This window comes from Corallococcus sp. AB011P, from assembly GCF_003611605.1.
In the GTDB taxonomy this organism is placed as follows: Bacteria; Myxococcota; Myxococcia; order Myxococcales; family Myxococcaceae; genus Corallococcus; species Corallococcus coralloides.
This window is the reverse complement of sequence record NZ_RAVX01000005.1, coordinates 523,171-543,469: the sequence shown is the minus strand read 5'-3', so window position 1 is coordinate 543,469 and position 20,299 is coordinate 523,171. Positions and strand designations below refer to the sequence as shown.

At 69.5% G+C, this 20,299-nt stretch carries 7 protein-coding genes; 1 reads left to right on the top strand and 6 read right to left on the bottom strand.

Going from position 1 to position 20,299, the window contains the following annotated elements; all coding sequences use genetic code 11:
- Positions 1–56: 56 nt before the first annotated feature.
- A complete protein-coding gene (locus tag D7X30_RS17990) occupies positions 57–485 on the bottom strand; it encodes a hypothetical protein (protein ID WP_370051398.1) in 429 nt (142 codons plus the stop codon).
- 48 nt (positions 486–533) lie between these two features.
- Here D7X30_RS17990 and D7X30_RS17985 point away from each other — a divergent pair, with 48 nt between their 5' ends.
- Positions 534–2,663 carry an Ig-like domain-containing protein gene (locus D7X30_RS17985; protein ID WP_120564145.1) on the top strand — a complete coding sequence of 710 codons (2,130 nt, stop codon included), beginning with the start codon at positions 534–536 and terminating at the stop codon, positions 2,661–2,663.
- 77 nt (positions 2,664–2,740) lie between these two features.
- Here D7X30_RS17985 and D7X30_RS17980 read toward each other — a convergent pair whose 3' ends face one another.
- The 5 genes from D7X30_RS17980 to D7X30_RS17960 form a co-directional block, all read right to left on the bottom strand.
- Entirely contained in the window at positions 2,741–3,841 is a 1,101-nt protein-coding gene (locus D7X30_RS17980; RefSeq protein ID WP_120564144.1) for a TIGR04552 family protein, read from the bottom strand.
- Between the two features lie 87 nt (positions 3,842–3,928).
- Positions 3,929–4,444, bottom strand: a complete 516-nt coding sequence (locus D7X30_RS17975) for a toxin-antitoxin system YwqK family antitoxin (RefSeq protein WP_158619289.1) — start codon at positions 4,442–4,444, stop codon at positions 3,929–3,931.
- Between the two features lie 191 nt (positions 4,445–4,635).
- Positions 4,636–5,523 carry a hypothetical protein gene (locus D7X30_RS17970; RefSeq protein ID WP_120564142.1) on the bottom strand — a complete coding sequence of 296 codons (888 nt, stop codon included), beginning with the start codon at positions 5,521–5,523 and terminating at the stop codon, positions 4,636–4,638.
- Positions 5,524–5,758: 235 nt separating this feature from the next.
- Positions 5,759–7,870: an adventurous gliding motility protein GltJ gene (gltJ, locus tag D7X30_RS17965; protein ID WP_120564141.1), complete on the bottom strand. Its 2,112-nt coding sequence runs from the start codon at positions 7,868–7,870 to the stop codon at positions 5,759–5,761.
- Between the two features lie 136 nt (positions 7,871–8,006).
- Positions 8,007–20,282 carry a tetratricopeptide repeat protein gene (locus tag D7X30_RS17960; protein WP_120564140.1) on the bottom strand — a complete coding sequence of 4,092 codons (12,276 nt, stop codon included), beginning with the start codon at positions 20,280–20,282 and terminating at the stop codon, positions 8,007–8,009.
- Between the last annotated feature and the right edge of the window lie 17 nt (positions 20,283–20,299).

Below are 20,299 nucleotides of genomic sequence, written 5' to 3'. Positions count from 1 at the left end.
GCCAGGCTCTTGATGATGGGCTCAACCCTGTCGCTCGGGCACCACGAGCCCTCGGCTCAAGCGATTGAGGACGCGTCTCTTTTGTCGCCGCTTGTAGTTCTCATGAGCGTTGTCACCGAGTTCATTACGGCGAGCTGTTTCTTGTCCGCGATCTGGAACTCAACGAGCGCGAAGGTGACCCGTCCCTTCCGGGGGCGGGTGTCACTCTCAGGCGGAGGAAGGTAGGGATCCATCCGGAGTGGAAGGTCCACGACGAAGTTGAGGACCCGGTAGGAATCCCCAGAGAAGGCGTTCCCCATCCGGTCCTCGCGGTCCTCGAAGTCCCGGTCCAGGTGGAGCTGAGGGATGACTTGCTCGAAGTGGGGGTTCTCCTCCAGGAGCCCCCACCTGCGTGTCCCCACCCGAAACCCGAGGGCTGCGGGCAGGCGTGTTTCCGGCGCCTCCGCATCTGGACGCCTGTCCCGTTCCCCGGACGGGCGTGGCACTGTTCTTCCTCGGGACCGGCCGGTTCCGACCTTGCAGAACGCGCCCCCATGCCCAACCTGAAACACCTGTTGCTGTTGAGTTGCATCGGCCTGAGCCCCGCATGCATCGACGTTCCCCCGCTGGATGACCCGCCCAAAGAGGACCCGCAGACGGACCCCGACGCGGACTTCACCTTCACGGCGACTCCCACCCAGGAGCAGGTCCTCCCGGGAGGAACCCTGGACTGCGACGTCCGGCTCGCCTGGGCTGACACCACGGGAGGCGCGGTCACCTGGAGCCTCGTGTCCCCGCCCGCGGGCATCGAGCTTCAGCCGTTCACCCTGCCCAAGGGCGAAACGCGTGCGACCCTGAGCATCCGCGTGGGAGCGGGCACGGTGCCTGGGGCCTACACGCTGACGCTCCAGGGCAAGAGCGGCTCGGTCACGAAGCAGGCCACGCTGACGGTGACGGTCGGAAAGCCCGGGGACCTGGTGGTGAACTGGGTCGTGCCCACGCCCGGCAAGGCGTACACGCGAGGCCCCCTGCTCCTGCAGTTCACGGTGGAAGGAGGCGCGGCGGAGCAGGTGGAGATCCTGAAGGACACCACGGTGCTCGTGAAGCCCACGGGGAGCCCCTATTCGTTCACCTGGGACACCACCTCGGAGGCGGAGGGCACGTACCAACTGTCCATCCGCGCGACCCGCGGCGGAGCGGTCTTCACCAGCGCGGCACGCACGGTCATCGTGGACCGGACCGCGCCCACCGTGGCGTCCTTCCTGCCGGCCAAGGACGCGGCGACCGTGGGCGTCCACGACTCCATCCAGGTCACCTTCAGTGAGCCCATGAACCCGCTATCAGTGACGGAGGAGGCGGTCGGGCTCAAGACGGGAGCGGGAGTAGCCATTTCCAAGTCCTCAGCATTGTCTGCCGATGGGAAGGCGCTGACGCTGACGCCAGCGACCCCCCTGGCAGCGCCCAGCACAGTACAGGTCGAGTTCGCGGCTGCAGTCAATGTCATCACAGATTTGGCTGGAAACAGCTTGGTGAGTGCCCCCACTTGGTCCTTCACAGTGCCAACGTGGCTGCCATTGGGTGGTGCCCTCAGCGCGGTGAGCGGGGCGACGCCCGCCAAGGAAGTCGTTCTGAAGCTTGACCTTGAAAACCAGCCCGTCATTGCCTGGACGGAAAGTGATGGCGTCGCCCGCAACGTCTATGTGGCTCGCTGGACAGGAGCCGAATGGACCCGCCTGGGGGGCGCACTGAATGGATTGGGTGCGGCAGGAACCGACGCGGGTCACCCTACGCTGATCATCAACAAGTCGAACCGCCCCGTTGTCGCATGGCATGAAGCCTCGGGGGATGGTAAAATCAACAGCATCTTCTCCAGGGCATGGAATGGCGCCTCATGGGAGGCACTGCCGTCTATCGTCCTCCCCTATTATGCCGGCTCGGATTCCCTCCGTTTGCCGACCCTGGGCCTTGAGGAAACAGGGACGCTAAGCCTGTATGCCAATTACAGTAATGAGGGCGAAGGCTTGGTCAGGCACTATCGGCTCACGGGGGGAGCTTCCTCCTGGTCGCTTTCGACATTGCCGATCCCAAGCGGATACACCCGAACGTACGATCCCACTGCCTTGATTTCAGGAACTCAAATCTTCTCAGCTTACAGCATTTTCAACTACAGCGGCGCAGGTGATGGCACTCGAGAAATCGCCGTCGTTGAGAATGACGGGTTGCCCCTAGGCGGTCGGCTCTTGGGGTCGTTGGCATGGACACCGACACTATCCATCGATGGCAACGGACGCCCCTGGGTTGCATGGGTCGAGTCTCCTTCCGCTCAGCCGACGTCCGATGGACAGGTCTATTGGGCGCGCTGGGAAGGCAACGCATGGACTACTCCATCACTCGTCAGCACTTCCACGACAGGCAACATCACGCCCGTCATGAGCATGGCAAAAGGAGTCCCCCATACGCTTGCATGGAGCGGGATCGCCGCATCGGAAAGAGGCATCTTCATCAGCCGATGGACTTCCAATCAATGGCATCCCGTCAGCGCGCCGCTTACCGCCTTGACCGGAACAAGCACTCCCGCCACATCGCCATCACTGGCACTGAGCCCAGCGGGCACCCCGTTCATTTCCTTTGTCGAAGAGGATTCGTCGTCAGCAAACGTATACACGTTCAGGCTGAACGACTGACGCCCACCATGAACACTCGCGCTTCTCGAAGCGCGAGTGACACGGGATGCCGAAACCATTCATCTCCGTGAAGTTGCTCACCCTTGACGCTTGGGAACAACGAGCCCTCGACTCAAGCGGTTGAGGACACGGCGCTTCTGCCTTCGCTTGTAGCTCTCATGAGCGTTGTCGCCGAGTTCGTTACGGCGAGCTGTTTCTTCGTCCGCGATCTGGAACTCAACGAGCGCAAAGGTGACCCGTCCCTTCCGGGGGCGGGTATCACTCTCAGGTGGAGGAAGATAGGGATCCATCCGGAGTGGAAGGTCCACGACGAAGTTGAGGACCCGGTAGGAATCCCCCGAGAAGGCGTTCCCCATCCGGTCCTCGCGGTCCTCGAAGTCCCGGTCCAGGTGGAGCTGCGGGATGAACTGCTCGAAGTGGGGGTTCTCCTCCAGGAGCCCCTTGAACGGTAGCAGCGAGTTCTCCGTCTGCCCCGGGACGACGAAGTTGAAGGGGAACAGGCGCTGCGTCAGGAAGTAGAGGACCGGCAACAGGTCCTCCCGCTTGCGGGTGATGACACGAAACCGCGTACGGTCATACACCTGCGCCGCCACGGTCTCCTTCTTCGCGATCAGCTTCGTGACCAGGGAGTCCCGCGTCTTGATGGAGTGAGCGAACTCCACGATGGGCAAGCCCATCTCCTGCATCTCACGGGCGACGCCCAGCACCTTCTCCGTGACCATCTCAGCGAGCTCGGCTTCGGAGGCGGCCAGGCGGAAGAGCAGATCCCGCCCTTCGATGTGCTGGATGACGTGCATGACCTTCAGCACGATGCAGGCGATCCGCCGGTAGCGGGCAAGCCCCTTGGCCCCCGATGCGAAGAGAAAGAGGTCGTGGATTTCTTCCGGCTGGGCCACGGCGTCCGCGACCCGGTAGTCGAAAGTCTTCCGCAGGTACTCCACCGCATCGGCGAGCACCGTCCGGGCCCAGGCATCGTCGTAGGGCCGCGATACGTCCAGTTGGCAGAGCCGCAGGAATCGGTCTACCTCATCCCGCCTCTGGAAGTGCATGCGCCGCCAGTCGATGACGGAGCCACCTCTCAGGATGAGCCGGATGCGCTCAAGCTCACGCAGTCCCATCTGCGGCACTGTGCAGACAGGGACTGCGGAGAGGACTGGAACGAGGGAGGGGGCCTTCACACCTGCGTTCCTAACCGGACCGGAAGCAGAGGGAAAGCCCCTCGACGGCCTCCTGGATGAAGCAGGAAGTCGTCCTTGACAATGAGGCTACTTCGAGGGCGAGGCCTCGTACCGCTGCTCGCTCACAAGCTGCCCATTGAGGTACTGGCGTTCAGCGACCTTCTGCCCGTTCTCGGCAAAGGCCACGGCCACACCGTTCTGCGTTCCCTTGGCCCAGTGATCTTCGGCCTGCTTCTGTCCATTGGCGAAGAAGTGCGTGCGACGGCCGTGATAGTTCCCGCCGGAGAACTCAATCTCTTCTGTCTTGACGCCGTTCTCATCGAAGAACGTCCACAGTCCTGCCTGGGCCCCATCCTTGTGCTGGCCAACAACCTTCTTCTGGCCGTTCGGGTGGAAGCTGACGTACGGCCCATGCGCGACAGGCACACTGGCCTCCGTCTTGTTCTTCACGCAGAACACTCCGCGATCCGTCATGGTCTCGCGGCCCCCAAACTGCTTCGTTCCCGCCGGACAAGTAAGCTTGACATCGGTCTGTTCAGCAGCAATCGCAGGACCGCTCACAGCCAGGCACAGGGCAAGAACGCGGAACGGAACTTTGGACATGGTCTTCCTTCTTTCCAGATGTTGGGAAGCGTCTCGAACTCCCACACGTAAAACGCGTGGCATCCGAATAAATTCAAACTCTCGGCAGCGCCTTTGAACGGAGTCCGCAATGAAAAAGGCCCTGCCCCTTAGCTAGGGAACAGGGCCTTCTGGACACGCTCAGGGGCCCAGTATCGACGACGGCTTATTGCCTACTTCGTCAGCGTCGCGCAGAAGCCGTTGCCGTTGGTGAAGTAGAAGCCGAGCACGATCTGGCTGTCCTTCACGTCCGTGCAGAGGTTCACCGACAGAGACGCGCTCCGGGCATCCGCCGACCGCTGGTAGCCGTTGCTCAGCGGCACACCGTTCTGCTCGCCACCGGTCGTGCGGACGTAGAAGAACCCGTTGAGGCCTTCCTTGGTCGCGGGAAGGTCCGCGTTCTTGGAGTAGAAGGACACGCGAGCCTTCACCGTCTGCGCCGACGCATCGTCGCCGCAAGCCGTACCGAAGATCTCCTTCGTCACGCTGTAGATGATGTTGCCGGTTCCCGTGGCCGGGTCGAAGCTCGCGGCCGGCTTGCCCTGGAGATTGGGGCACGTAGGAGCGGGGACCTGGGCGCAGGTGTTCGTGCTGCAGTAGCTGCCGTACGAGCAGGTCGACTGGCCCGTACCGGTGCAGGTCGTCGCGGCCGGGCTGCACACGCCCGTGGCGGTGTTGCAGGTGTTGCCGGCGCCGCAGTCAGTGTCCTTGGTGCAGCCCGCGGGGGTGGAGCCGGGCTCCTCGCAGCGCTTGGACACGGCGCCGCAGACCAGGTCCGTGGAGTCGCCATCGTTGCACAGCTGGTTGGTCTTGCACTGGCAGACCTTCTCCGTCTTGGACGAACCGGCCAGCACGGCGCATTCCTTCTCGCTGTCCGGGCAGTCAGCGGCGCTCTCGCAGGTCTCCATGCACACGCTGGCGGCCGTGTTGCAGAAACCGGAGGAGCAGTCGGTGTCCGACGTACAGGAATCAATCGTCGTCGCGTCATCGCCACAGGCCGTCAGGGCCAGGCTCATCGAGCTCAAAGCGGCGAGCATCACCATCATCTTGCGCAGCTGCATTCGGAACATCCTCCTGGATGGGTTACGTCGCCCGGTGTCTCCGGCCACCTGACTCCAGACACCGGGTTTGAAGTCGAGCGGCTTTAGTCCTCTCGCTCCAGACGTGTCAACGAGTGTCGACCGACCTTTCCACGGCTCCCACCCGAGGAAATTCACTGTTCACGAAAGCGCACAATCCTGACGCACGTCACAGCGACATCGCCGTCATACATGACGGCGATGTCGCTGCTGGATTTCAGAACGTGAACGGGAAGTCGATGGGCTCGCCCTGCTTCTGGTGCTTCGGGAACGACCAGCTCTTGATAAGGCCCGTGATGCACGTGGCCATGTGGCTCGAGCGGAACTCGTCCGTGCGGCACGACACCCCGGTCGTCTTGCCGCTCGTCTGGACCGTCCAGCGCATCACCAGCTTGCCGCTGAGCGACGGGTCCTTCTGCTTCTGCTCGTTCACGCACTTCACGATGGCCGGCTTGTTGTTCAGCACCACCTGCATGATGTCCGACTGCTGCAGGCGATCCAGCGTGCCGCCTCCCGGCTCGGGCGGGATGTACGCCGTCGCCGTCGGCTTGCTCGCGGGCTTCGCGGCCGTCGTCTTCTTCGTGCCGAACAGCTCGTCGAAGTCGTCATCCCCGCCACCGGAGCTCGATGACGAAGACGACGACGCAGCGGAAGGCTTCGACACGGTGATCGCGTCGCCCTCGTCCTCATCCCGCGAGGAGCCTCGGCTGCCGCTGGAGCCCGACTTGCGATGGTTGCGCGAATCCACGCGCGCCACCGCCGTCCCCATGTTGGGCGTCGTGGAGGCAGGCTTCACCTCCGCCGTGGGCGGAGGAGGCGTCGGCGTGGCGGCCGGAGCCGCCGCCACGGCGGGCGCGGCCGGAGTGCCAGCGGCGGAAGGCGTCCCCGCGGCAGCGGTCGCCGCCGTGCCTTCCGCAGGCGTTCCGGCAGGAGGGGTCGGCGTCGCCGCGGGCTGCACCGCCGCCGGAGGAGGCGTCTGCACCGCAGCGGGAGGCGGCGGCATGGGCGGCATCTCCGCCTTGGGAGTCGGCGCGGCCGCGACCTGGACCGGCTGCTCCGCGGGACGCTCGGACGAATTGCCGCGCGCGACGAAGACGACCGCTGCACCCGCCATCACCAGCACACCCGCCGTCACCGCGACCATCATCCCCGTGCGGCCCTTGCCGCCCGCCGGTGCCGCCGCGGGCGGCGGATAGGCCGCCGGATACCCCGGAGGCGGGTAGCCCTGCGGCTGCTGCCCGTACGGCATCTGGGGCTGCTGCGGCGCATAGGCCGCGGGCTGTTGCGGCGCGTACTGCTGCTGCACCGGCGGCTGCGGCGCATAGCCCTGCGGCTGCGGCGGCGCGTAGGCCTGGGGCGCGGCGGCCATCATGGCGCCGGGCATCGCCGGGGAGGACACCGGCTCCGGCGGCGGCATGGGCACGTCCAGGAGGCGCGACTGTGACAACGGCTCGCGCTCCAGCGACGGCGCCGGACGCGGCGGCGGCTTGCTGAGGGCGTCGTTCTCCTCCTTCACCAGCGAGGCCAGCACGCTCGCGGCAGAGGGCTTCCAGCCCACCGGCTCCTCGGCCACCGCCGAGTTGCCACCCGCGCCCGGACGGGAGGCGCCCGCGCTGAAGGCGGACTCCACCGGACCGGCGGGAAGCGTGGGCGACGACGTGGACACTGGCGCGGGCGCGACGATGACCGGCTTGGCCGGGCGCGGCGCCAGCACCGACGCCAGCTCCGCCGTCTCCGACAGGGGAATCCAGTCGCTGAAGCCCGAGCGCCAGCAGAGGTTGTCCGGGCCCACCTCGCCACGGTCCCAGGCGTCCTTCACCTTCTCCACCGTCCAGGGGCCCACCTGCTTCTCGTCGATGGCGACGTACCACTCGTGCGACGCGGCGGCGGCCTTCTCCTCCGCGGTCGGCTCGGCGGATTCGGCCTCGGCGAGCTTGCGCACGGCCTCCGCCTTCGCGGCCTTGGCCTCCGCTTCCGCTTCCGCGGCCTTGAGCTTCTGCGAGCCCGTGCTCAGGACCTGGTCGAAGACCGCGCCGATCTCATCCTCTTCCACGTCCGTGAAGAGGCCGCCCTCCGGCGGCGTGCCCAGCGAGGCGGGCAGCCCCGTGCCGGACGACTCCACGATGCGGGGCGCGTTCGCATCCGCGCTGCTCTTGGTCTCGGTAGACGCGGAGGCCTCCGCCCCGCCCTCCTTCGCCGCCGATGCACCGGCGGGCCTCACCAGGATGGTGTGACCGCACTTCTTGCAACGAAGCTTGACCCCCTTGGGGCCAATCTTGTCGTCGCTGATCATGTACTGCGCGCGGCAGCTGTCGCAGACGAAACGCATCGTTCCCGTAAGCCTCAGAAATGACGGGCGAAATCCCGTCCGAATCGTAGAAGTGGCCACCGGCGGAGATCAAGGACACCTGCCTTGAACGCCCGCCTGCTTTCAACGCATGAACCCTCGTTGCGGTCTGAGGGCCTTACTTTCGCACCTGGACCTCGACGTGTGTGCCAACGGCCACACGCAGCTCGTGCAGGTCCTCGGAGGTCGCGAACACCAGCAACTCCCGCAGCTTGGTGCGCGGGGCGACGCGGAAGGAGGACCCCGTCTCGCCCTGCACCATGCGGCGCACGGGCTCCAGCTCGCCCGCGGCGAAGAGGCCCGCGCGCGACGCGGTGAGTTCCGCGCCCTCCAGCCACGTGCGCACATCCTGCGGCGTCGCCGTGGGCAGGTAGGCCCTCGCCACCTTCGCCAGGGCGGCCCGGTCCGGCTCGCTCAGGCTCTTCTGGAGCAGCTGCCGCTCCACGTCCACCAGCCGCGGATCCACCGTGTAGCGCACGTTGCCCACCACCAGGCTGAGCGCGGCCTGCACCACGGCCTCCAGCCGCTCGGGCGCGACGCGCTGGCTGAACGCCAGCTCCGGACGGGCCAGGGCCAGGGTACGACCCAGGAGGTAATACACCTCCTTCTGCCCCTGCTCCGCGAAGTACTTGCCGCCCACACGCACACACGCTGGATGCGTCTGGAGCAGATCCACGTTCACGAGCGGCTCGGGAGCTGGTTCGTTGGAGCGCTTCGCCAGCCGCTCACGCGTGGCCACGAGGAAGGGCGAGTACAGCTCCACCGCCTCCATGCCGAAGAGCCGCGCGACGTAGCGGTAGTGGTTGACGTGGTACTCCTGCGCCGCCGCCACGTCGATGCGGTGGCGCTTCGGCACCAGCTGGTACTGCGGGAAGGGCACCGAGTACAGGTGTCCCGCCTTCTCGAAGAGCAGGCCCAGCAGCTCCGACAGCGGCCCGCGCACCTTCGGGTGGAAGAGCGCGGTCTGCCACAGCCGGTCCGTCAGCGGACGCTGCGCCAGTTCCTTCTTCTTCGCGTAGGGCCCCAGCTTGGTGAGGATCTCCTGCTCGTCCTCGCCCGCCTCACCCAAGAGGCCCGACACCGCCTGCGCGGCGAGCCACGCGGCGTCGTAGTCCTTGCGCACCGCGGACAGCCGCACCAGGTTGCCCACCACCTTGCGCGGGTTCTCCGTGTTCGGCAGCGCGCGGCGCAGCGCCACGATGGCCTCTTCCTCGCGGCCCGGCATCTGGCCCGCGACCTCCGCGAACATCTCCTGGATGGAGGCGTCGTCCGGCAGGCCCTTCGCCGCGACGCCGTAGGCGGCCACCGCGCCTTCCGGATGCTTGAGCACCTGGAGGTACAGGTCGCCCAGCGCGCGCCACAGCGTCATGCGCGCGGGGTGCGTGTCCGGCGTCTTGGGCAGACGCGCGAGCATGCGGGTGTAGTTCTCCTCCAGCACCTTCCACTGACGCGCGCCGCCGAGCATCGCCTCCAGCGCGCTGAAGGCCTCCACGAAGCGGTGGTCCAGGTCGAGCGCGGCGTTGAAGGCCTGCGTCGCGCCCTCCACGTCCTTCAGCTCGTCCCGGCGGATCTCCCCGAGAGCGAACCACACGCGCTTGGCCTTGTGCGGCTCCAGGGCGAGCGCGGGCAGCGCCAGCATGCGGCCCAGCACGTCCGCGGCCTTCTGGCCCTGACGCGTCTCGCGCAGCAGCCGGTAGAGCGCGTCCATCACCTCCGGCGCGTCCGGCTGCGTCTTGAGGGCGCCGGTGAACGCGTCGATGGCCATGTACGGGTCGTGCAGTTCGTCGCGCGCGATGCGGCCCAGCTCCAGGTAGACCTTGACCTTGGCCTCGCCCTCCAGGCTGTTGACGAGTTCCTGGCGCAGCTCCGCGGACTTGTCGTAGTTGCCCGCCTTGTCCATCAGCGTCACCAGCGCGCGCAGCGTCTGCTCGTGCTGCGGGTCGATGGCGAGCGCCTTCTCGAAGTGGTTCTGTGCGCGGTCCGTCTGGCCGAGCGCGGCGTGCACGTCACCCAGCTGCCAGTAGACCTCCACGACCTCCAGGTCCGTCAGCTCCTCGCGGTGGTGGATGAGGATGGTCTGGAAGACCTTGAGCGCGTCCTCGTACCGCTTCGCCTGCACCAGCAGGTTGCCGTAGCCCTCGAGCGAGGGCAGGTACGTGGCGTCCAGGCCATAGGCCTTCTCGTACGAGGACAGGGCCTTGTCGCGGCGGCCCAGCTTCTCCGCCACGTAGCCCAGCCGGTAGAGCTGGCGGCAGAGGTCCTGCGCGATGGCGGGGTCCTTCTCCGCCATGGCCTTCTCCGCCATCTTGCGCGTGACGATGTCCAGCATCCGCTCCGCGGACGACCAGTCCTCTCTCGCGATGTAGACGTCCGCCAGCGGGCGCGCCGCCTCCAGGCTGTCCGGGATGTGCTTGAGCGTCTCCTCCCAATAGGGCGTGGCCGTGTCACGGTCCTCGCGCGTCTCCGCATGGTAGCGCGCGACGTCCAACAGGGCCTTGCCCTTGGCGGCTGGATCATCCGTCTGCTGCGCCTCCTGCAGCAGCGTCTGCTCGTAGCCGCTCCAGTCCTGCTCCTGCTCCTGGATGCCCTTGAGGGCGCGGATGGTGGGCAGGTGGCCCGGGTCGATGGCGAGCGCCTGCTGGTACGCGTTCCGCGCGCTCGCCATGTCCGAGAGCATGTCCTCGTTGATCTTCCCCAGGCGATGCCACAGCTCCACCGCCGCCGGGTCGCTGCCCACGACCTGCGCTTCCTTCTGGAGCATCTCCAGCGCGAAGGGCCAGTTGCCGCTGCGCTCGTAGAGGTTGCCCAGGGCGTGCAGCGCCTGACGGGACTCGGGGTCCGTGGCGAGCGCCGCGTGGTAGCTGTTCACCGCGCGGTCCACGGCCTTGAGGTTCTGGTACTGGACGTTGCCCATCTCCACGTACAGCTCCGCCTGCTCCTGCGGGCTGGTGGCGAGCGCGAGCTGCCGCTCGTACGCGAGGAGGAGGTCCTCCCACCGGGACTGCGCGCGGCGCAGCCGGATGAGCGACTTGATGGCCGACACGTTCTGCGGGTCGATGGAGAGCACGCCCTCCACGCACGCGTCGGCGTTGGCCGGGTTCTGGTACGTGTCCTCCCAGATGGTCGCGCTGCGGAAGAGGACGCGGACCTTCTCGCGGTAGTCCTGCGACAGCTCCAGCATCCGCTCGTAGATGGCGAGCAGGTCCGCCGGCTGATCCAACCGCGTGTGCAGCCGCTCCAGCGCCTCCAGCGCCTCGCGGTTGTAGGGGTCGAACTCCAGCGCCATGCGGAACGCGGAGACCGCGGACTCGTCGTCCTTCAGGTCGCGCTCGTAGACGGTCGCGACCTCCACCTGGATGCGCGCACGCTCCTCGTTGGACGCCGCGAGGTCGCGGGCCCGCAGCAGCGTGGTGGCCACGTCACGGAACGCATTCCCGCGACGGTAGAGCTTCGTGAGGACGCCGAGCGTCTCCAGGTCCGGCTCCAGCTCCAGCGCGCGCAACAGGGCGCTGGCCGCCTCCGTGGGGTCGTCCAGCGTCTCGTCCCAAACGCGGGCGATCTCCTTGAGGATGCCCTTGCGCGCCTCGATGGAGCCCGCCGCCTCCAGCTTCTGCTCCAGCGCGACGACGTACTCGCGGTCGCGGCCACGCCGCTGGAACACCGCCGCCAGCCCGTCCAGCGCGGTGGCGTTGGTGGGGTCGAACTCCAGGATCTTGCGGAACGCGGCCTCCGCCGCCTGCGGATCATCCAGCCGCGAGTCGTGGATGCGCGCGAGCGTGGCGTAGATGCGCTCCGCGAGTGGGCCACGGGGCAGTTCGTCCGCGACCTCCTCGTAGACCGCCGCCAGCTCCTCGTGGCTGCCCGTCTCGTCCGCGAGGCGCTCCACCTCTTCGCGCAGCGCGTCCTCGGCCGCGTCCAGTTGCAGCGCGCGGCAGAGCGCCAGGAAGGCCACGTCCTTCTGGCCCAGGCGCTCCTCCTGCACCCGGGCGATCTCCCGCAGCGCCGCCATCTTCTCCTCGTCCGTGACGAGGTGGGGCATGTAGCGGTCCATCACCGTGGCGTACGCGCGCCAGTCGTTGTTCGCGCGGTACAGCGTGCACACGCGCTCGTAGGCGGTGCGGTTGGCGGGGTCGAGTTCCAGCACCTTCTCCAGCGCGCCGGCGGACAGCTCCGGCTTGCCGCCCTGCCCTTCCCACAGGTCCGCGACCGTGAAGTACGCGGCGATGGCCGGGTCGCGCTCTTCGGCCACCAGATGCACCTGGACCTTGAGCTCCAGGGCGCGCACGGCGTCGTTCCACGCGCGCAGCGACACGGACAGCGCGTACACGCGCTCCAGGTCGGAGACAGAGTGCGGCTCCACCTCCAGCGCGCGGCGGGCCGCGTCCAGCGACTCCTCGCGCCGGCCCATGCCCGCGAGCACCTCCGCCATCCGCAGGCGGAGCGCCTTCACGCCGTCGCTGCTGTCCTGCAGCGGGATGAGGCGGCGCAGGATACCCACCAGCTCCTCTCGCTGGCCCGTCTCGTCGTACAGCTCGCGCAGCGTGTCCAGCACGCCACGGTGACGCGCGTCGCGGTCCAGCGCCGCCTTGAAGTACGGCACCGCCGCTTCCGGCTGCTTGAGCAGGCGGTACACCACGCGGCCCAGGCGCTCGTTGAGGCGCACCACCTCACGCGGATCCAGCGTAATGGCCAGGCGGCCCTCGAGCATCTCGCGCAGCTCCTGCGGACGGCCCGCGCGCTCGTACAGCGACTCCAGCGCGTTGAAGACCTGCTCGTTGCGCGGGTTCTTCGCCAGCAGCTCGCGGTACAGGTCGATGGAGCGGCCCAGGTCCGAAAGCCCCTCGGCCGACACCTGCGCCATCTTGCCCAGGACGCGGTCCCGCTCGCTGCCGGAGACCTTGTCCGCCTGGAGCTTCAGGATGGCGTAGAGCTTCTCGGACGCGCCCGCGCCCTCGTAGATGCCCTCCAACAGCCGCGCCGAGGCGAGGTGCGACGGATCCAACGCGAGGATGGCCTCATAAGCCCCCGCGGCGCGGTCCGGGCTGTCCATCCGCTCCTGGTAGAGCTGCCCCAGGCGGAAGAGGAAGCCAATCTTGTCCGCCGGCTGGGTCGCGCCGGTGGCCAGCGCCTCCAGCACGCCGGCCAGCTCCGGCCACGCCTCCAGGTGCAGGTAGAGGCGGTCCAACGCGACGAGCGAGCTCTGCTGCACCGACGCGTGCAGCGTGCGCGCACGCTCGAAGTAGGACACCGCGCGGTCCGGGTCGCGCAGGCGCGTCTCCAGCACCTGCCCCAGCTTGAGGCACACCTGGGCCGCGTCGGCGGCCTCGGCGATGCGCGGCAGGGCCTCCTCGTAGAGCACCACGAGCTCGTCGTAGCTGCCCGCGACGTCGGTGGCGTTCTCCAGGCGGCGGCGGACCTCGCTGTCGTTCGGGTCTTCCTTGAAGCCGCGGTAGAGCGCGAGGAAGGCCAGCTCGCTTTCGCCCTGCGTCTCGCGCAGCGTGGCCAGCTCACCGAGCAACTGCTTGCGCTCGATGGCGTCCGGCGACACGCCCACGCGCGTCTCAATCAGCTGCGCCAGCCGCATGACGTCACCGCTCGCGCGGAAGGCGCGCAGCAGCGTCTCCACCGCGAGCAGGTTCTGCGGCTCGCGCGCCACGATGGCTTCCATGCGGCCCACCGCGCCCGGGTGATTGGGCTGCATGGACAGCACCTCGCCGAACAGCGACAGCGCGCCCGCCTTGTCGAGCAGCTTGGACTCGCGCACCGTCCCCAGGCGGAACTTCAGCTCCAGGCCCTCCTCCGGCGGCATCAGCGCGATGCGCCGCGCGAGGACGTCCGCGAGCTCCGGCCAGCGCTCCTGCTTCTGGCAGAGGCTGTCCATGCGCGCGAGCGCGACCGCGTCATCCGGCTGCAGCTCCAGGAGCCGCCGGAACGTGGCCAGCGCGCCCAGCGGATCCTTGAGCTGCTCCTCCTGCAACGCGCCAATCTGGTGGAGCACCGCCGCGCGGCGCGCCGGCTCCTCCGACAGCGCGAGCTGACGGCGCAGCACCTCCAGCAGCTCCGAGGGACGGCCCGTCGAGGCCACCAGCCGCGCGGTACCGTCCAATGCCTCGGTGTCCGTGGGCTTGAGCTCCAGCACGCGCTTCCACGACTGGAGCGCTTCCGTCGGCTCACCCAGGTCCACCTGCATCCGGGCGAGCGCGCGGTACAGCTCCGCGCGGGCCGCGTCGCTGGCCTTGGGGGCCACCTCGGTCAGCACCGCGCACAGCTCCTCGGGCGCCTCCGCCTTGTCCACCAGCTGGATGCACAGCTCCAGCGAGCGCGGATCCTCCGGCAGCTCGCGCAGCGCACGCGTGGCGGAGAGGAACCCCATCTCCGCGTTCTCCAGCGCGGTGGCGTAGATCTCCGCGATGCGGCGCAGCAGCGCGGCCCGCTCCTGCGGCACGGCCTCCGCGGAGGCTCGCGACTCCAGCATCTCCACCTGCTTCAGGTGGTTGCCCACCGAAGCGAAGATGGGCTCCAGGGCGCTCGCCGCCGCGCCTCGCAGCGGGCTCTCCGAACGCGCCAGCTCCTCCAGCGCGCCCACCGCGCCCGGGTGTCCCGCGCGCCGCGCGAGCACCGCCTGGTACAGCTCCAGCGCGCCGCGCGGATCATCCAGGCGCGACACCTTCAGCCGGCCCAGGCGCACGCGCAGGTCGGACGCCTCTTCCTGCGCGTCCCGCGCGTCCGCCATCTGGATTTCGCGCTCGACGTGCTGCGCGAGCTCCGCCCAGCGCTCCATGTCCGCGAGCACGCGGCCCAGGAGCTTCAGCGCGTTGGCGTTCTCCGGCCGGCGCTCCAGCACCTCGCGGTACGTCTGCGCCGCCAGCGACTTGTCCGCCAGCGTCTCCTCGGCCAGGTGCGCCAGCTCGAAGAGCAGGTTGATCTGCGAGGACGGACTCGTCTCCGCCGCCACCTGCCGGCGCATGACGAGCGCCAGCTCCCGGTGCGCGCCCGTGCGGCGGTGCACGCGGGCGATGGCCTCCAGCACCGGCTTGTTCATCGGGTCGCGCCGGCTCACCTGCTCCAGCGCGCGCACCGCCAGGTCGTAGCGCTTCAGGCGGTTGTCGTAGATGGCCGCCAGCCGCCGCCACAGGTCGCCCGCCAGGGGCTCCGCGGGGTCGCGCTCCAGCTGATCCTCGTAGGCCGCCGCCACCTCCTCGAAGGAGCCCGAGTCCGCCGCGAGCCGCTCCAGCTCGTCGCGCACGCCGGCTTCCGCGGGCAGCTCGTTGAACGCGCGCAGGCGCGCGACGAAGGCCAGCGACGTCTGGCCCAGGCCCTCGCGCAGGACGGCGATCTCCTGCAGCCGCTCCAGGCGCTTCTCCGGCGGAACTCCCGGCAGGAGCACCTCCAACACGTCCACCAGCTTCCGCGTGTCGTTGAGGCCGCGGTAGACGGGCTCCAGCAACCGCGCCGCCTCCAGGCGGGGGCCGTCGTGCGCGAGCAGGCGCTCCAGGCCCGCCACCACCTGGCCATCGCCCGGCGACAGCTCCAGCAGCCGGCGGTACACCGGCAGCGCCTCCGTGGGGCCGACTTCCTTCTCCAGCAGCTGCGCGCGGCGCAGCAGGTACGCGCGGCGCCCGGGCTCGTCCGGCGCGAGCTCCGCGAGCTGATCCAACACGTCCGCCTGCTCCACGAAGTGGCGCGTCTTCGCGTACAGCTTGTCGAGCGCCAGCAGCCCCTCGGGCACCTTGCGGTTCGCCAGCGCGGAGCGCAGCACCTCGATGGCCTTCGCGTCCTCGCCCGCGCTCGCGTAGGCCTCACCGGCCTTGAGCAGCAGGCCCAGCCGCGCCTCCGGGTCGGTGGAGAGCTGCGCCTGGCGCGCGTAGACCTCCGACAGGCTCTTGGCGTTCTGGCCCTTCTCGTAGAGCTGGGACAGCGCCTCCAGCGCCTGGCGGTCCTGCGGCGCGTCCGCCAGCAGGTTCTTCCAGAGGCGCGTGGCCTCCTCGGGCTGATCCAGGCTCTCACGCAGCTCCGCCGCGCGGCGCAGCAGGTCCAGCGTCGCCGGGTCTCCCGCGGTGAGCTCCACCGCGGTGCTCTCGTAGATCTCCGCCAGCACCTCGTGGCTGCCCGTGTCGCGGGCCAGCCGCTCCAGGTCCGGACGCACGCCTTCGCGGTCCAGGTCGTTGGCGAACGCCTTCACCGCCGCCATGAACGCGAGCGACGGCTGCTGCATGTCGCGCTCGAAGATGCGGCGGACCTCCCCGGCGAGGATGATCTTCTCCACCGTGAGCGCGGACTCCATCCGCGTCTCGCGCAGCGCCACGCGGCGGGCATGGTCGCCCACCTGCGCGAGCACCTTGTCCAGCACCTCCAGCGCCGCGCCGCTCATGGGCACGGACGCCTTCACCCAGGCCTCCAGCGCGGCCCTCGCGCCCGGGTGACCGGGGTCCTCGGTGAGGATGCGCTTGTAGAGGCCCAGCGCCGCGTTGGCGTCGTCCAGCACCGTGCGCAGCAGCTCCGCCAGGCGGAAGGACACCTCACGCCCCTGCGGGCTCTGGCCCTCCTGGTTGCGCCGCAGCGTGAGCGTCCACGCCAGGTCCTTGGGGCGGTTGAGGTCCGTGTAGAGGCGGTCCAGCGCCGTGGCGGCCTCGCGCTGCGCCGGGTCTCGCTCCGCGATGGCGCGCCACGCGGACGCCGCGCTCTCCTTGTCGGTGAGCTTCGCCTCGTGCAGCAGCGCGGCCTCACGCAGGCACACGAGCTGATCCGCGGGCTCCTGGATGGCCGCCGCCAGCTTCTCCAGCACCTCCGCCAGCGCCGCCCACTCCTCGCCCGCACGGTGCAACCGCTGCAACGCCCGCAGGCTGTCGAGGTTGCCCGGCTCCAGCTCCAACAGCGCGCGCAGCGCCTTCACCGCGCCGGGCCGGTCGTCGAGCTTCTTCTCCTGCACCTCCGCCAGCTCGCGCAGCAGCGCCGCGCGCGCGGGGCCCACGTCGCCCTCCTCCGTCAGCTCGGAGAGGATCTCCGCGAAGCTGTCGAGCGCGTCCGCGTCCTCCGCGGCCTGACGCGCGGCGGCCCGGAGGCCCGCGTCCGCCGGGGCCAGGCGCATCGCCCTCGCGAGCGACGCGAACGCCAGCTCCGGCTGCCGCAGGTGCGCCAGGTGCACCTGGGCCGCGTGACGCAGCGCCTGCACCCGCCCGGCGTCGTCGCGAGCCACCTCCGAGAGCACGTCCAGCGTCGCCACCAGCTTGCGGTGTTCCTTCGTGCGCTCGTACGCCGGAATCAGCGCGCGCGCCGCCGCCTCGCGCGACGGGCCCGAGGCCAGCATCGCCTCCAGCGCCGAGAGCGCGTCCGGATCCGACGGACGCTGCCGCAGCAGGTCCGCGTAGCTCTGCACCGCCTCCGCGCTGCCGTCCTGCGAGCCCTGCAGCAGCTGCGCGCGGCGCAGCTTCAGCCGCGACACGTGGTCCGCGTCACCGGCCGTCTCCGCCAGGCCGATCATCCGCGCCAGGGTGTCCCCCAGCTCGCGCTGCATGCCGGCCTTCTCGTAGAGCTCCGCGAGGCGCGACAGGTGCCGGCCTTCCTCGCCACCATGCGTGATGGCGGACTGGAGCGCTTCGGCGGCCTGCTGCGGACGGCCCAGCTCCACGTTCAGGTCCACGAGCCGCAGGAGCAGCTCCAACCGCTCCGGCCCGCGCGTGGCGTGGATGCGCTTGCGCAGCAGCGTCTCCGCGTCCGCGGAGCGGCCCGCGCGCCCGTACAGCCGCACGAGGCGCTGGAGCACCTGCGGCGACTCGGGCGAGCGCGACAGCGCGGCCTCCAGCGCGGTGATGGCCTCCGCCGCCATCCCGCCCTCCTCCGCCAGCACCGACGCCTCGGAGAGCAGCTGCACGGCGAGGACGGGGTCCTCGGACTCCGTGGCGAGCGTGCGCAGCACCCGGCCCAGCTCCGCGTGCGCGGACAGGTCGCGCGCCAGGCGCGCCGTCTCCGCGCGTCCCGCCTCGTCCTTCGGCTCCTCGCGCACCATGCGCAGCCGCGTGTCGAACGCCGCGCGGCTGTCCGCGAGCTGCTTCTCGTGGATGCTGGCCAGCACCGTCAGCAACCGCTTGCGCGTGGGCGCGTCCGTCGTGGAGTCCAGCTGCTGCTGGAGCGCCGCCACCTGCCGCTGGTGGTCGCCCGTGCGGCCGTAGTGGTTCGCCAGGGCCTCGGTCAGCGCGGCCGTGCGCACGCCTCCGGCCGCCAGCCGCTCCAGGCCACCCACCACCACACCCGTGGACACGTTCTCCGCCAGCAGCGCGAGGAACAGGTCCGCCGCGTCCTCCTGGCGGTTCAGCCGCTCCGCGTACAGCTTCGCCTGCCGCGCGGTCCACTCGTTGCGCTCCAGCTGCGTCTCGGAGAGCGTCGCCAGCTTCCCCGCCAGCGCCGCCGCCTCCTCGAACTTCGACAGCGCCACGCACAGCGCCTGGAGCCGCTGCACCGCCTGCGTGTCCTCGGGTGCCAGCTGCACCCACTGACGCACGAGCGGCTCCAGCTCCACGGGCGAGGCACCCGCAGCCTCGCGCCGGGCGATGTCCGTCTCCAGCCGCGTCTTCGGATCATCCGCCAGCGCCGCGGCCGCCTGCAGCGACTTCACCGCCTCGCTCGCCACGGTGTCGCCCGGCGCGCGCGCGAGCACCTCGCGCCATGCCGCTTCCGCCCGCACGGGGTCCGCCAGCGGGCCCTGGAGCAGCTGAGCCAGGTGCCGCCACAGCGCCACCGCCACGGCTGGAGGCGTCGCCCCCTGCGCCGCGCGCAAGAGCGCGTGCGCCAGCGCCGGCTGCGCGTTGGCCTTCTCCGCGTGCTCCACCACCGTGTTGAGAAGGAGCGGACGCCCCGGCTCCAGCTCCAGCGCGCGCGCCAGCACCTCGAAGGCGCCTCGCTCGTTCTCCTGCTCCTCGAACATCAGCGCCAGCGCTTCACAGAACGCCACGCGCTCGGCGCGCGGACGCGGGGCGAGCATGGCCAGCTCCAGGAGCGGCAGCACCTCGTCCAGCTTCTCGTCCTCCGCCAGCAGGCGCGACAGCTGGAAGGCCGCGAGCGCGTTGGTGGGCTCCAGCTTGAGCGCCGCCTCCAGGTGCGCGCGCGCCGCGTCCGCATCCTGCAGCTGCTGCATGCACAGGTCCGCCAGGCGCAGACGCAGGCTGGCCTGCTGCGAGCGGTCCTTCACCGTGCCCAGGTAGCGCTCCAGCGTGGCCACCGCGTCCGCGTAGCGCTCCTGGCCCAGCATCAGCTCCGCCGCCAGGCTTGCCGCGTCCGCGCGCGACGCATCCGCCGCCACGGCCTTCTCGAAGGCGGCCAGCGCTCCGGCCGCGTCGTTCATCCGGCCCAGCTTCACCGTGCCCACGCGCAGCCACAGGTCCACCTGCGCCGTGCGGTCGCGCGCCTCGCCCGCCATCGCCTCCAGTTGCGCGAGCGCCGGTCCGTAATCGCCCGCGCGCCCCGCCATCCGTTCGATGAGCGTGAGCGCTTCCGGCATGCCCGGCCACAGGAGGAAGCAGCGGTCCAACGCCTCCTTCACCTTGCTGGCGGAGCCCGGGTCGTACCAGGCGAACAGCTTCGCCACGAGCAGCGACAGTCGCGCGGCGCTCTTGCGGTCGCGCTCCTCCAGCGACATGCCGCGCAGCATGCGGACCTTGTCGCGCCACACCTGCTCGAAGCGCTGCATCGCGCGGGCGGCCTTGTCCGCGCGCGCGTTCTGCGGATCCAGCTCCCGCGCCACGTCCAGCACCTGCTGCGCCAGCGTGTGCTCGGTGGGGTCGTCCACCAGCCGCTCCGCGAGCGCGGCGTACTCCTCCGCCATGCCCGCGTCGCCCAGCGCGGCGCGCTCGCGCTGCAGCGCCTCGAACGCCGGCTGGAAACGCTCCTCGGACAGGAGCAGCTGGCGCACGCGCCGGAACGTCGCGCGGTCCGGCTTCACCCGCGCCGCGCGCTGCAGGCACAGCACCGCGCGGTCGCGCCGGAAGAGCTTCTGCTCGTAGAGGTCCGCGGCCTTCAGGTAGTGGCCCGCGCTCTCCTCGCCCTGCGTCGCGGCGCCCAGCCGCTCCAGCACGTCCACCAACGACGACGAGTCCTGGCGGATCTCATGCAGTCGCTTGAGACCGCGCAGCGCGGGCATCGGGTCCTTCGCGACCAACAGCGCGCGCTTGAGCAGGTCCTCCGCGCGCGGCGCGTTGCGCTGACGCTCGTGGGCCAGCTCCGCCGCGCGGCACAGGAGGCTCGCCGCCTCCTCCGTGGGAACATCCCGCGAGCGCCCCTCGTACAGGCGGATCAGCTCCTCGACCCGGCCCGTCTTCTCCAGGGCCGCTTCGGTTTCAACGAAGGAGCGGTCATCGGTCACACGCAGCGTGGGACGCGCAGGGGTGGAAGGCTGTTCCATGATGCTCGTTGGCCAAA